This is a genomic window from Collinsella sp. AF20-14LB, from assembly GCF_003459505.1.
Lineage (GTDB): Bacteria > Actinomycetota > Coriobacteriia > Coriobacteriales > Coriobacteriaceae > Collinsella.
The window spans coordinates 1-14,574 of sequence record NZ_QRWD01000008.1 but is presented as its reverse complement, the minus strand read 5'-3'; the positions used below and the strand labels follow the sequence as shown (position 1 = coordinate 14,574).

Annotated in this window: 11 protein-coding genes; 9 read left to right on the top strand and 2 right to left on the bottom strand. The window is 61.8% G+C overall.

The features are described 5' to 3' along the window. The first annotated feature begins 3 nt into the window (after positions 1–3). The 7 genes from DWX63_RS05405 (at position 4) to DWX63_RS05375 (ending at position 9,097) form a co-directional block, all read left to right on the top strand. Complete coding sequence (locus tag DWX63_RS05405; protein ID WP_117634836.1) at positions 4–1,386, top strand: 6-phospho-alpha-glucosidase; 1,383 nt, start codon at positions 4–6, stop codon at positions 1,384–1,386. Between the two features lie 270 nt (positions 1,387–1,656). After that, positions 1,657–3,489, top strand: coding sequence for an NAD(P)-binding protein (locus DWX63_RS05400; RefSeq protein WP_117843053.1), 1,833 nt, complete (start codon positions 1,657–1,659; stop codon positions 3,487–3,489). 50 nt (positions 3,490–3,539) lie between these two features. After that, a complete protein-coding gene (locus DWX63_RS05395; protein ID WP_117843109.1) occupies positions 3,540–5,294 on the top strand; it encodes a [FeFe] hydrogenase, group A in 1,755 nt (584 codons plus the stop codon). Between the two features lie 2 nt (positions 5,295–5,296). Further along, positions 5,297–6,352 carry an ABC transporter substrate-binding protein gene (locus tag DWX63_RS05390; RefSeq protein ID WP_117843052.1) on the top strand — a complete coding sequence of 352 codons (1,056 nt, stop codon included), beginning with the start codon at positions 5,297–5,299 and terminating at the stop codon, positions 6,350–6,352. 24 nt (positions 6,353–6,376) lie between these two features. Next, entirely contained in the window at positions 6,377–7,732 is a 1,356-nt protein-coding gene (locus DWX63_RS05385; RefSeq protein ID WP_117843051.1) for an ATP-binding cassette domain-containing protein, read from the top strand. 215 nt (positions 7,733–7,947) lie between these two features. After that, on the top strand, positions 7,948–8,151 hold the full coding sequence (locus tag DWX63_RS05380) for a hypothetical protein (protein WP_055252556.1): 204 nt from the start codon (positions 7,948–7,950) through the stop codon (positions 8,149–8,151). 34 nt (positions 8,152–8,185) lie between these two features. Then, positions 8,186–9,097 (top strand): CPBP family intramembrane glutamic endopeptidase, encoded by a 912-nt coding sequence (locus DWX63_RS05375; protein WP_117843050.1) that lies wholly within the window; start codon positions 8,186–8,188, stop codon positions 9,095–9,097. On the opposite strand, the gene DWX63_RS05370 is transcribed toward DWX63_RS05375, so the two are convergent. Next, on the bottom strand, positions 9,094–11,235 hold the full coding sequence (locus DWX63_RS05370; RefSeq protein WP_233514481.1) for a YgiQ family radical SAM protein: 2,142 nt from the start codon (positions 11,233–11,235) through the stop codon (positions 9,094–9,096). The genes DWX63_RS05375 and DWX63_RS05370 overlap by 4 nt on opposite strands. Before the next feature lie 253 nt (positions 11,236–11,488). On the opposite strand from DWX63_RS05370, the gene DWX63_RS05365 reads away from it, so the two are divergent. Next, the gene (locus tag DWX63_RS05365; protein ID WP_117639796.1) at positions 11,489–12,205 is read left to right on the top strand and encodes a YoaK family protein; all 717 of its coding nucleotides are present in this window, start codon (positions 11,489–11,491) and stop codon (positions 12,203–12,205) included. 121 nt (positions 12,206–12,326) lie between these two features. On the opposite strand, the gene DWX63_RS05360 is transcribed toward DWX63_RS05365, so the two are convergent. After that, positions 12,327–12,863: a hypothetical protein gene (locus DWX63_RS05360; RefSeq protein WP_147336058.1), complete on the bottom strand. Its 537-nt coding sequence runs from the start codon at positions 12,861–12,863 to the stop codon at positions 12,327–12,329. A 415-nt stretch (positions 12,864–13,278) separates the two neighbouring features. Between DWX63_RS05360 and fucO the strand changes: the two genes are divergently transcribed. Next, complete coding sequence (gene fucO / locus DWX63_RS05355; RefSeq protein ID WP_117634860.1) at positions 13,279–14,445, top strand: lactaldehyde reductase; 1,167 nt, start codon at positions 13,279–13,281, stop codon at positions 14,443–14,445. Positions 14,446–14,574: the final 129 nt, after the last annotated feature.

Genomic DNA, 14,574 nt, shown 5'->3' with positions numbered 1-14,574 from the left:
ACAATGATCATTACTCTGTGTGGTGGCGGATCCACCTTTACCCCTGGCATCGTCAAGTCCATTGCCCTGCGCAAGGACGAGCTCGACGTTGACGAGATTCGTCTGTACGACATCAACGAGGAGCGCCAGCGCAAGATCGGCGTGCTCGTGGACTGGATTTTGCACGAGGACCTCGGCCTGGACATCAAGCTCACGGTGACCACCGATAAGGAGACCGCCTTTACCGACGCGAGCTTCGTGTTTGCCCAGATGCGCGTGGGCGGCTACGCCATGCGCGAGCAGGACGAGAAGATTCCGCTGCGCCACGGCTGCGTGGGTCAGGAGACCTGCGGTTGCGGCGGCCTTGCCTACGGCATGCGCACCATCTTCCCCATGGTCGAGCTGATCGATGACGTTGAGAAGTATGCCAAGAAGGACTACTGGATTCTTAACTACTCCAACCCTGCCGCCATCGTCTCCGAGGGCTGCCGTGTGCTGCGTCCCAACGCTCGCATCATCAACATCTGCGACATGCCGATCGCGATTATCGACGTGGTTTGCGCTGCGCTCGACATCGACAAGAAGGATGTCGAGTACGATTACTTTGGCCTCAACCACTTTGGTTGGTTCACCTCGATCCGCCACAAGGGCGAGGAGGTGCTCCCGCAGCTGCGCGAGTACATCAAGGAGCATGAGATTCTGCTGCCCGATTCGTACCTCAAGGGCATGGGCTCGCTGATGTCCAAGAAGCCCGAGGAAGCCACCGACGAGCACCCCGAGCAGAACCGTCACACCAAGGGCAGCTGGTACTACGTCTGGAAGGGCGAGTACGAGATCATGGAGTGCTTCCCGGAGTATCTGCCCAACACGTACCTGAACTACTACCTGCAGCAGAAGGAGTTCGTCGAGCACTCCAACCCCGAGCGCACCCGTGCGAATGAGGTTGAGGAGACGCGCGAGAAGAACCTCTTCGACGGCATCGACCACTACGAGAAGACCGGCGAGATCGACGAGAGCACGTTCTATGCGGGCAGCCACGGCGACTGGATTGCCGACCTGGCTATCGCTCTGAAGAACGACACCAAGCAGCGCTTCCTGGTCATTTGCGAGAACAAGGGCGCTATCCCCAACATGCCCTACGACGCTATGGTCGAGCTGCCTGCCTACATTGGCAAGAACGGCCCCGAGGTCATCAGCCGCGACAACATTCCGCTGTTCCAGCAGGGCCTCATGATGCAGCAGCTGAACTCCGAGAAGCTCGTGGTCGAGGCTACGATCGAGGGTTCGTACGAGAAGGCGCTCAAGGCCTTTACGCTCAACAAGACCGTGCCTTCGATGAAGGTCGCCAAGGAGGTTCTCGACGACATGATCGAGGCCAACAAGGACTTCTGGCCCGAGCTTAAGTAAAGACAGAAGGTCGCCGGCGCAAAAAGCCGCTGACTATATAACTTGAGCAATGCCCCGTTCGCGTATTAGCGCGGACGGGGCATTGTCATTTGGTAACGCGTTTTAGCAAATATGGCATTTATCTGCGGTAAAGGTGTTTAGCACCGCTGAGGGCCGCGTTTCATACCGCCTGCCGAACCGTGTTGTAGCCAAAAACTTTTTAGGTCAGTGTGTTGCATGTAGCAACTTCGCCCGGCCTCGCCTCCGGGCTGCCATGTGAGAGGGGATCTTATGGCTCGACTGCACGTAATGGAACGCAGCCACGCTCAGGCCGTCATGGACGACCTGCATGATGCGCTTGGGCGTCGTCTGGCGGTGAGCTCGCTCGCCCCGTGTCCCGTCGAGTTTACGGCGGCGCTCGTCAACCTGTGCTCCACCCAGAGTTGCGGCAAGTGCACACCCTGCCGTGTGGGCCTGAGCGCGCTGAGCGATCTGCTCGCCGACGTGCTCGAGGGGCGCGCCGACGAGTCCACGCTCAACTTGATTGAGCGCACCGCCCGCACCATCTATCTTTCGAGCGATTGCGCCATCGGCTACGAGGCCGGCGCCATGGCGCTTACGGCCATCCGCGGTTTTCGCGACGATTTTGAGCACCACATCCGCGAGCACTCCTGTGGCTTTGACCGCGAGGCCCGCGTCCCGTGCGTCTCGGGCTGCCCGGCGCACGTCGACATTCCCGGTTACATTTCGCTGGTCGAGGCCGGCCGCTATGCTGATGCCGTAAAGGTCATCCGCAAGAACAACCCGCTGCCGCTCGTCTGCGGCCTGGTGTGCGAGCATCCCTGCGAGATGCACTGCCGCCGCGGCATGGTCGACGATCCCATGAACATCCTCGCCCTCAAGCGTTTTGCCGTTGAGCACAGCGACCTCAACGACCACAAGCCGCATGTAGTGGACAACACCGGCAAGCGCATCGCCGTGATCGGCGGCGGCCCGGCCGGCCTTTCCTGCGCCTACTACCTGGCCGTGATGGGCCACAAGGTGACGATTTTTGAGCAGCGTCACCACCTGGGCGGCATGCTGCGCTACGGCATTCCCAGCTACCGTCTGCCGCGCGAGCGCCTGCAGGCCGAGATCGACTGGATCTTGAGCGCCGGCATCGACGTTGAGCTCGATCACTCCGTCAACGGCGAGGAGCTTGCCCGCCTGCGTGACGAGTTCGATGCCGTCTACCTGGCCATCGGTGCCCATAGCGACAAGAAGCTCGGCCTTCCGGGCGAAGAGGCGCCCGGCGTGGAGTCGGCCGTCAAGATGCTGCGTGCCATTGGAGACGACGAGCTGCCCGACCTGAGCGGCCAGCGCGTGTGCGTCATCGGCGGCGGCAACGTGGCCATGGACGTGGCGCGCTCTGCCGTGCGCTGCGGTGCCGAAAAGGTGAGCATCGTCTACCGCCGTCGCATCTGCGATATGACGGCTCAGGACGCCGAGATTGCCGGCGCCCAGGCCGAGGGTTGCGAGGTTCTGGAGCTGACGGCCCCACTCGGTATAGAGATGGGCGAGGACGGTCGCGTGAGCGGCCTGCGCGTGCAACCGCAGATTATCGGCGAGCCCCGTCGCGGTCGTCCGGCCCCACGTGCCGCCGCCACGCCCGAGCAGGTCATTCCCTGCGAGCGCGTGTTTGTCGCCATTGGACAGGACATCGACTCCAAGCCGTTTGAGGACATGGGCATCGCCTGCAAGTGGGGTCGCGTCGTCACTGATTCGGACGGCGCCGTGCCCAACTTCGATGGCCTCTTTAGCGGCGGCGACTGCCAGACCGGCCCCGCCACCGTCATCCGCGCCATCAACGCTGGCCGTGTGGCCTCGGCAAACATCGACCGCTACCTGGGCTTTGATCACAAGATTAAACTCGAGGTCGAGCTGCCGACCGTCCAGTTTAAGGGTAAGCACGAGTGCGGCCGCTGCGAGCTGGGCGAGCGCGAGGCCGGCGAGCGCATTCACGATTGGAATCTGGTCGAGCAAGGTCTTACTGAGCAGGAGGCGCGCCAGGAGGCGAGCCGCTGCCTGCGCTGCGACCACTTTGGCTTTGGTGCGTTCCGCGGAGGGAGGAACCTGGAATGGTAGAGCTCAACAACCCCACCGTCAGCGACAACACCGAAAACGGAGCGCACAACATGGTCAGGCTCATTATCGATAACTGCGAAGTCGTGGTGCCCGAGCGCACCACGATCCTGGACGCAGCCAAGTCCGTCGGCATCCAGATTCCCACCCTGTGCTATCTGCGGGATCTGAACGAGATCGGCGGCTGCCGCGTGTGCGTGGTCGAGGTTGCAGGCTGCGACCAGCTGGTTGCCGCCTGCAACAACTACGTGCTCGACGGCATGGTGGTCCACACCAACAGCCCCAAGGCGCGCGAGGCCCGTCGCACCAACGTTCAGCTGCTCCTGTCGCAGCACGACGCGCAGTGCGCGAGCTGCGTGCGCAGCGGCAACTGCAACCTGCAGGCCATCGCCAACGACCTGGGCATTTTCTATCTGCCCTGCCAGAAGCATCTGGCGGGTGAGGGATGGGACTTCGACTTTCCCATCATCCGCGACAACGACAAGTGCATTAAATGCATGCGCTGCATCAAGGTGTGCGAGAGCGTCCAGGGCTTGGGGGTTTGGGACCTGACCAACCGCGCCACGCACACCGCCGTGGGCACCCGCGGGCGCGCGCCGATCGGCAAGACCGACTGCGTCGCATGCGGCCAGTGCATCACGCATTGCCCCACGGGCGCGCTGCGCGAGCGCGACGATACCGAGACCGTGTTTGACGCGCTCGCTAATCCCGATAAGATCGTGCTGGTGCAGATCGCGCCAGCCGTGCGCACCGCTTGGGGCGAGGAGCTCGGCATTCCGCGCGAGCAGGCCACCGTTGAGCGCCTGGCCTGCGCATTGCGCCGCGTGGGCTTTGAGTACGTGTTCGACACCGATTTCTCGGCCGACCTCACCATTATGGAGGAGGGCTCCGAGCTGCTCGAGCGCCTGGGTAAGGCCGCCAAGGGCGAGGGTGACAGCCGCGGCTGGCCCATGTTCACGAGCTGCTGCCCGGGCTGGGCGCGCTTTGTGAAGGCGCGCTATCCGGAGTTTGTTGACAGCCTGTCCACGTCCAAGTCGCTGCAGCAGATGTTTGGCGCTGTCGCCAAGACTTATTACGCCAAGGTTCTGGGCGTGGAGCCCGAGCGCCTGTTTGTGGTGTCCGTGATGCCGTGCACCGCCAAAAAGGCCGAGTGCGCGCTGCCGAGCATGGTGGGCGAGGACGGCGCGCCCGACGTGGACGTTGCGCTGACGGTGCGCGAGATGGTACGCATGATCCGCGCAAGCCACGTGAGCGTCGGCACGCTGGTCGAGGAGCCGCTCGATACGCCGCTGGGCTTTGGCACGGGCGCGGGTGTGATCTTTGGCGCCACGGGCGGCGTGATGGAGGCCGCCGTGCGCTCGGCATATTACCTGGTGACGGGCAAGAATCCCGATGCCGACTTCTTTACCGAGATGCGTGGGCTCGACGGTTGGAAGGAAGCCATGGCCGATATCGATGGCACCAAGGTGCGCGTCGCCGTGGCGCACGGGCTGGGCAACGCCGCCCGCCTGCTCGATGCGATTCGCGACGGCCGTGCGAGCTATGACTTCGTCGAGGTCATGGCGTGTCCGGGCGGCTGCGTCGGTGGCGGTGGCCAGCCCATCCATGACGGCTGCGAGCTGGCGGCAGAGCGTGGCCAGGTTCTTTGGGGCCTCGATGCGGCAGCGGACATTCGCTTCTCGCACGAGAATCCCGATGTTCAGGCATGCTATCGCGAGTTCTTGGGCGCGCCGCTCTCGCCGCTGGCCGAGGAGTTGCTGCACACTGACCACCACGCCTGGACGATGCCTAACGAAGGGATGTGCTAACGATGCGCGCGTTTGATTTTGAGATGTCGCGCCGGGGGTTTGCCTCGGCGCTCGCCGTGGGCGCCCTGTCGCTTGTGCTCGCGGGCTGTGGCGGCGGGGCTGCCGGTGCCGGGTCCACCGCGGGCTCGGCTGCCGCGGACGGCGCCGGTGCTGCTGCAGAGTCGGTCGAGGTGCACGTCGCCTCGCTCAAGGGACCGACCTCGATTGGCCTGGTGCAGTTTATGGACCAGGCCGCAAACGGCGAGACGGACAACGAGTTCGACTTTGCGATCAACACTGCCGCCGACGAGATTGTGCCCAAGGTCATTCAGGGTGATGTCGACATTGCCCTGGTGCCGGCCAACGTGGCGAGCGTGCTCTACAACAAGACCGAGGGCGCGGTGCGGGTCATCGACATCAACACGCTGGGCGTGCTGAACGTTGTGACGGGCGATGCGAGTGTAGCCTCGTTTGCCGATCTGGCGGGCCATACCGTCTATATGACGGGCAAGGGCACCACGCCGGAGTACGTCATGAACTACTTGCTGGAGCGCGCGGGCCTGACCGGCCAGGTGACGCTCGAGTTTAAGAGCGAGCCCACCGAGGTGCTGTCGGCCCTGCTTGCCGACCCGTCCGCCGTGGGCGTGCTGCCGGAGCCGTTCAAGACCGCTGCCATCGCCAAGAGCGAGGGCAGGCTGTCGGCACCGGTGAGTCTGACCGATGTGTGGGACGAGCTCGCGGGTGACACGGGCTCCCGTTTGCTGACGGGTGTGACCGTGGTGCGCCGTGCCTTTGCCGAGGAGCATCCCGAGGCCGTTGCGGAGTTCTTGAGCTGCCATGCGGCGAGCGTTAAGGCTGTCAATGCGGCACCGGCAGACTGGGCGCAGGCCGTGGTCGATGCCGGCATCGTGGACAACGCCAAGATCGCCGAGAAGGCGATTCCCGGGTGCATGCTTGTCTGCCAGACGGGCAAGGATATGAAGGCGGCGCTCTGTGGGTACCTGCAGGTGCTGGCCGATGCGGACGCGAGCGCCGTGGGCGGCAAGCTCCCGGCCGATGATTTCTACTACATGGAGTAGCCCGTGCGTGCGTTTGCTCGACAAATGACAGAGCGTATGAAGGCGGTGTCGGCAGCAGGTGCCGTCGCCGCCTTTTGGCTTGCTGTGTGGGTGCTGGTGGCGGCGCTGGTAGCGCAGCCGCTGATTTTGCCGGGGCCGGGTGCTGTTGCCTTGGCGCTGCTGCGCCTGATATGCGATGCCGGCACGTGGGCGATTCTGGCGGGCTCGGGCGCGCGGATACTGGGCGGGCTGGCGCTTGCCGCGGTATGCGGCGGTTTGTTGGCCGGGATTTCTGTACGGTCGCGGGCGTTTGCCCGCTTGGTGGCGCCGGCGCTTTCGTTTGTTAAGGCGACGCCGGTTGCCTGCGTGGTGGTCCTGCTGCTTATTTGGTTGGGGTCGGCACGTGTGAGCATCGCGGCGGTCTTTTTGATGGCGCTGCCGGGCGTATATTTCTCACTGGTCGAAGGCTTGGCGCAGGTGGATAAGCCACTGGAGCAGATGTTTCGTCTGCATGGCGTGCGGGGCTGGCGACTGTTTTGCGCCCACACCTGGCGCGAAGTCCTGCCGTTTGTGCTTTCGTGTGCGCGTACCGTGATCGGCATGAGCTGGAAGGCCGGTGTGGCAGCCGAGCTGATCGGCATGGCGGTGGGCACCGTGGGTGAGCGCATCTATCAGGCGAAGCTTTTGATTGAGACGGCTGATCTGCTGGCGTGGACCGTGCTGGTCGTTGCCGCCTCATGGGCGTGCGAGCGCGTGCTGGTGTGGCTGCTGCGGGTTTCGGGACCCGTGGCGTGGCGCGCGGCCGTGCGGGCGCATGGGCGCGGCGCTCGCGGGCGTGCGGGGGCTGCCGGGGGCGGCGCTGCGGCGGAGCTTGCGCTCGCCGTGGGCGAGCGGGCGCCCTGGGCTCCGGCGCTCGACGGACTGACACTCCGTGTGCCCGCCGGTGGGCGCGCCTGCGTGATGGGCGCCTCGGGTGTGGGCAAGTCGACGTTGCTTGCCCTTGCGGCAGGGGAGTGCGCACCGTGCTCGATGGTGTTTCAGGATGCACGCTTGGTCGAGTCCGCCTCGGCGCTGGATAACGTGCTGGTGTGCGCCGATGCACGCGTGGACGCCTCGAGTGCTGCGGCCCTGTTGCGCTTGCTGGTGCCGGGGGTCGATGTGCATGCTCGCGTGGCCGAGCTTTCGGGCGGGCAGCGCCGTCGCGTCGAGATCGCTCGAGCCCTGCTGTGTCCGGGCGGCGCGGTGATTCTTGACGAGCCCTTTACCGGTTTAGATACCGCTGCGCGCGACGCATGCGCCGAGGTCGTGCTCGACTTGCTCGACGGCCGCATGCTCCTGCTTGCCACGCACGATGTCGCCGACGCTCAGGCCCTCGATATCTCGGATATCATCACGCTCTAAATACTAACTCAGCAACAAAATGATCCGTTTTCCTCCGTCCCCATGGGGTCGGGTGTGGTATTCTATCTGCGGGGTAATACTTAGGAATACCAAGTAATACCAACGCCGCAGAAACAAACTCCGGATGCGGGCCAATCGGGTTGCCTTCACAGCCCGTCGCCCAGCCGCGTGGCCCGCATCTATCCGCACTACCGTCGTTTCAAAAAGGAAGCGCCATGGCAGAACACATGACCCCCGTAGTCGCGAAGGTCTTGCCCGAGGAAAAGGCGGCCTTCGCGGCGGCAACCCAGCTCGTGGGCACCACGCCGTCCAACGCCATCCGCATGTTTATCGCCGCGTTCAATCGGTGCGGCACCTTCCCGTTCGACATTTCGCCCAACGGGGCTTTTGGCGCTGCGCCCGATTCTCATCAACAATGACTGTCCCCAAGTGCCGGGTTTTGAGGAGGTTGGCATGCTCAATGCGCTGGTTTGGGCGCTTGCCTGTTTTGGTGTCGTCGCTGCCGATATTGCCCTGAGCATTGTTTTGTTCTCCGCGCTGGACATCGTGTCGGCACTGACGGGTTTCCCGATCGACAATCTCGATATTCAATGGTTTCAGGCCGCCGCTCAGACGGCGTCGTTTTTGATGGCGCTGCTGTGGTGGCGCTATCTGTGGCCCCGCTCCTTCATGGCGCGCCGGCAAGGTGAACGCCCGCTCGGCGGGGGAGCAAATGCTGCATGGAAGCGCATCGCATGCGTTGTCGTGATCGGCCTATCCATGCAGGTGGTCATTAGCTACCTATGCGACGGCGTGCTGTCGCTGCTGCCCGAGGTTGCGGCGGACTATAGCGAGCTCGTCGAGGAAACAGGCTTGGGCGATACCAACCTTCTTGCCGTCCTGACCACGGTGCTCGGCGCTCCGTTTTGCGAGGAGTTGCTGGTGCGCGGCATTGTTTTTGAGTTTTCGCTACGAGCGTTTAATCCGCAGTGCCGCCCGCTTTGGAAGCGCAGGCGTCGTGCGAGCGCGCAGGACGGCGCCATGGTGCCCTGGGCGGCACCAAGCACGTGGGGTATCGCCGCGGCGATTGTGCTGCAGGCGGCAATCTTCGGTTTTATGCACATGAACTGGGTGCAGGGCTGCTATGCGGGTGCCGCCGGCCTCATCTTTGGCTGGGTGCTCGTGACCACCGGAAAGCTCCGCTACACGATCCTGCTGCACTTTGCCTTTAACGCCGGGTCGTACCTGATGGGTCTGTTGTGGTTTGTGAACACACCGCTCGACGTGGTAATCACGGTCGCTATCGCCGGCGTCATCCTCGTTGAGGCTATGCGCTCGCTGCGCCACGCGTGTGGGATGGGCGCAGCGAGCGCGCCGCTGCCCTAGTTGCGACGCCCGCCTCCGTTGGCGCCCTGACGCCCCTGGGCCGCGCGATTACGCCCGGCAGTGTTCTGTGCACGCGACATGCCGCCGTGCCCCTTGCTGCCTTTGGGTCCCTTGCCGCCAGCACCACCGTGCGGTTTGCCGCCCTTCTTGCCGGTGCCGTGTCCGCCGCTGGCCGATGTCTCGCCTGGGCGCGGCGGCACGGGGCGAATCAGGCAATGCTTGGTGTAGCCGATCAGGTCACGACGCCCGGCTTTTTCCAGCGCCTCGCGCACCAGCTTGTAGTTCTCGGGTTTGCGATACTGGATGAGCGCGCGCTGCATGGCCTTCTCGTGCGGGTCGCGAGCTACATAGATCGGCTCCATGGTGCGTGGGTCCACGCCGGTGTAGTACATGCACGTCGACATGGTGGACGGTGTGGGGTAGAAGTCCTGCACCTGCTCGGGCATGTAGCCCATGTCGCGCACGGCCTCGGCAAGGTCTACGGCTTCCTTCATCGTCGAGCCGGGGTGGCTCGAGATTAGGTATGGCACCACGTACTGCTTGAGTCCGTATTCGCGGTTCAGGCGTTCAAATTTACGGCAGAACGCGTCGTAGACGGCGCGGCTCGGCTTGCCCATCACAGAGAGCACCGCGTCGCTCACATGCTCGGGCGCTACGCGCAGCTGGCCCGAGACATGGTGTTCCAGCAGCTCGCGCAAAAACTCGTCCGAGGCATCTGCCATGGTGTAGTCAAAACGGATGCCGCTGCGGACGAAGACCTTTTTGACGCCCGGCAGCTGGCGCAGGTCGCGCAGCAGCTGCGTGTAGCCGCTCTCGTCGACCACCATGTTTTTGCATACGCTCGGCCACAGGCAGCGCTTGTTCTTGCACACGCCGTGCTTGAGCTGCTTGTCACAGGCCGGGCGGCTAAAGTTAGCCGTCGGTCCGCCCACGTCGTTGATGTAGCCCTTAAACTCGGGATCACGCGTGAGCAGCTCGGCCTCGCGCATGATCGAATCGTGGCTGCGCATCTGCAACACGCGGCCCTGGTGGAAGGTGAGGGCGCAAAACGAGCACTCGCCAAAACAACCGCGGTTGGAGCTAATGGAAAACTTGATCTCGGCAAAGGCCGGCACGCCGCCCGCCGCGTCGTAGTCGGGATGCCAATCGCGTGCGTAGGGGAGCTCGGCCACCTCGTCCATCTCGTCTGTGGTGAGTGTTGCCGACGGCGGGTTCTGCACCACATAGACGCTGTTGGGGTAGGGCTCTACCAGACGATGCCCGGTGATGGGGTCCATGTTCTGCTGCTGCACGTTAAAGCTGCGCGCGTAGTTGAGCTTGTCGGCGGCAAGGTCGTCCCAGCTGGGCAGCAGGTCGTAGTCGTAGACCTCGTCGAGCGAACCCGTGCGGTAGACGGTGCCGTTGATATAGGTGATCTGGTCGACGGGCAGTCCCGCGTCGAGCGCGTCGGCGATCTCGACGATCGCATGCTCGCCCATGCCGTAGATGAGGATGTCGGCGCCCGAGTCGAGCAGTACCGAGCGCTTGAGCTTGTCCTGCCAGTAGTCGTAGTGGGCCAGGCGGCGCAGGCTTGCCTCGATGCCGCCGATGATGATGGGAGCGTCCTTGAACGTCTGGCGGATGAGGTTGCCATAGACCGTGACGGCTCGGTTGGGACGGCGCCCCTCCTCGCCGCCGGGGGTGTAGGCGTCGGAGTGGCGGCGGTGCTTGGTCACCGAATAGTGGTTGACCATGGAGTCCATGTTGCCGGCACTGACGAGAAAGCCCAGGCGAGGCTCGCCGAGCACCGTGATGCTGGCGGGGTCGGTCCAGTCGGGCTGGCAGATGATACCCACCTTGTAGCCGTGCGCGTCAAGGACGCGGCTGATGATAGCCATGCCAAAGCTCGGATGGTCCACGTAGGCGTCACCGCAGATGTAGACAAAGTCGCACTGGTCCCAGCCGCGCGCATCCATGTCGGCGCGACTGACGGGGAGGAACTTATCGCGGCCCGGACGCCAGGGGCGGGCGGGCGTCGCTTGGGAATGCTTGGTGCGGGCGACCGTGGCCTGCGCCTTACCGCCGCGCTTTTGCTGCTGGCCCTGTTTGCCCTGCTGACTGCGCTGGTTGTTCTGAGCGTGCTGAGGCTTTTTTGCCACGATCCCTCCCGGTGTTTGTATGCTGCACGTAATTGTAACCAGTCTTTTTGGGACGGGGCTAAAAAGACTGGTGGAGTACATGGGCTGGCGGATCGGCGTATCGATGCGGGTGCCGTTTGTTTCCAGACTGTGTATCTGCGCGTTGGGGAGCCCGTCTCGCGCGCATGCCATGTTGTCAATGGGTTACAGTATGAACGGCGGCTATGTTTCCGCCAACGCACGAGAGAGTCGTCAACAAGGAGGATGCACGACGATGCAGCGTGCCAAACAGATATCGGAGTCTATTGAGCTGGGCATCATCTTGGCGCTCGCCGGTGGCTTTATGGACGTGTATTCGTACATTGGGCGCGATCATGTTTTCGCTAACGCGCAGACGGGCAACATACTGCTGGTGGGCGTGAGCATCTCGGAGGGCAATTGGGCACTTGCGGGGCGTTACTTCTTCCCTGTGGTTTCGTTTGCTGTGGGCATTATGCTTGCCGACCTGGTTCACGAGCGGTTTGGCAGTGTGATTCACTGGCGCCAGGTGACGGTGTTTTTTGAAGCCGTTATCTTGCTGGGCGTGAGCTTTATCCCGGGCGGCGGTTACAACCTGCTCGCCAACTGCCTTACTTCGTTTGCCTGCGGTATGCAGGTCGAGAGTTTCCGCAAGATTCATGGACACGGCATCGCCACGACCATGTGTATCGGCAACCTCCGTAATGCCTTGCAAAACGTGGACGACTACATCATTACCCACAAGCGCGGCTTTTTGGAAAACGGCCTGCTGTACTTTGGCGTGATCTTTACCTTTGTGTTTGGCGCCGTGTTGGGCAACTGGTGTATTGAGCGCATGGGCCTGCACGCCATCGTCGTGGCGAGCGTGCTGCTGTTTGTCGCGTTTGCCATCATGTTTATCGACCGCGAGCGCGACTTGCGTTTTCGCTGGAAGGTTGCGGCCGAGGCTTGGAAAGAGGGCTGCCGAAAGTAACCGAATGCGGCAAAGGGACAGCCCCTTTGCCGCATTATTTTTCATCTCTATGTAGTACAGCTTCAGGAGCCAGAAAAAACTATCTAGCTCCTGAATGTTGTTACGAACTGCTTTTTGCAATTTATTCGAGATGCTCTTCAATCCGAGCCCTCAGAAGGGCAATGGCTGTGGGTATTCCAATTGCGGCGGCTAATTCGGCTTTATCCAAAACCTGTATGTTAAAGCACGATTGTTTATCACATTGAAGGACGTTAACTGAAGATAGCTCCACTTCCCGTTGACTGAATATATCGTAATCTCCAAATAGGAAGTTACCTTTTATTGTGTAATTCGGTATGTTCGTTACGCACTTCATCTCAAGTCTGTTTAGGCCATAATCGAACACCGCAACTTCCTTGTGTTCGATGATGAGCGCAACCCTGGGCATGTTACTAAAACCACCGTCGACGACAGTAAAGAGCTTTTCATTTGCATCGTCATAAACGGTGTATTTAAGACTCAATAGCTGTCCTAGTGGACCCGTGAACCCATGTCTTTTGATGTTGAGGTTGTCTCCCGCTGGGTTGACGAGAGCCAGAGCATGCGGATAAGGGTTACCTTCAATTGAGATTCGATATTCGTTTGTAGCCGTCTTGCTCGATTTAGGACCAGTAGCCATCACGCGTCATCGCCTCGATCGAATTGGAACCGTCTTCTGCTTCGTGCGGAGAATTACGCTGTATGTTGCAGTACATGCAGCTGCAATAACCGCATGGGCAATTTCTAACAAAATGAATGACACTATTTGCTGCATGCATATTAATTACTATAAAGTATCCTTTTATAAACGTATTGTCAAACATATATTGCTAAAACAGAAACAATTTATAGACTGAGTTGGTCGTATTCTTTGGGCAATTGCTCCTATAATCTAGCCTTCGCTGCAGTCGGGAGGGAAGGACTGGGGCTCCGTTATTATGTTGAAACGCTTTAACACTTTTGACGTTCTCATGCATTTTTTGTTTCAAAAGCGTTAGGATGGGACACATAGCGTGGGGCGTAATGGGCGCCCCGCACACGATGGGAGGCTATCAATGGCTAATCGTTTCGTTCTCAACACCATTTCTTATCATGGTTCCGGCGCCATCAAGGAGATTCCCGGCGAGCTCCAGCGTCGCGGCTACAAGAAGATCTTCGTCTGCTCCGACCCCGATCTGGTCAAGTTTGGCGTTACCGCTAAGGTGACCGACGAGCTCGACGCTGCCGGCATCGCTTGGAGCCTCTACTCCGAGATCAAGCCCAACCCCACTATCCAGAACGTCAAGGACGGCGTCGAGGCCTTCAAGGCCGCCGAGGCTGACGCTATCGTGACCATCGGTGGCGGTTCCTCCATGGATACCGCCAAGGCCATCGGCATCATCATCAACAATCCCGAGTTTGCCGACGTTCGCAGCCTCGAGGGCGTTGCTCCCACCAAGAACCACGCCGTGTTCACCATCGCTGTGCCGACGACCGCCGGTACTGCTGCCGAGGTGACCATCAACTACGTCATCACCGACCCCGAGAAGGTCCGCAAGTTCGTGTGCGTCGACACCAACGACGCCCCCGAGGTCGCCGTCGTCGACCCTGACATGATGGCCTCCATGCCCGCCGGCCTGACCGCTTCCACTGGCATGGACGCTCTGACCCACGCCATCGAGGGCTACACCACCAAGGGCGCCTGGGAGCTCTCCGACATGTTCCACTTTGAGGCTATCAAGCTGATCAGCGAGAACCTGCGCGACTCCGTCGCCGAGGCCAAGTCCGGCCAGCCCGGCTCCGGCCGTGAGGGCATGGCTCTTGGTCAGTATGTCGCCGGCATGGGCTTCTCCAACGTTGGCCTGGGTATCGACCACGCCATGGCTCACACGCTGTCCGCTCACTATGACACCCCGCACGGCGTCGCTTGCGCCATGCTGCTGCCGATCGCCATGGAGTTCAACAAGCCGGTTTGTGCCGAGCGCCTGGCCAAGGTTGCCGTCGCCATGGGCGTTGACACCACGGGCATGAGCACCGACGAGGCCGCCGACGCCGCCATCGCCGCCGTTAAGCAGCTCTCTGCCGACGTGAACATCCCGCACGTCTGCGAGGCCATGAAGGCCGACGAGATTGAGGTCCTGGCCAAGGACGCCATGGCCGACGCCTGCTTCCCGGGTAACCCGCGCGAGGCGACGCTCGACGACGTCATCGAGCTCTTCAAGAAGATCTGCCCGGCTGAGTAAATTACTCCCGTCGGCGGTCCCGGGCTTCCCTCCGGGCGCGTCCTCGGACATGTAAAAGGCCCCGCTGCGCGCGTTGTGAACTGCCTCCCATTTCTTGGACATGAGAAATGGGAGGCTTTCTTTATGCGC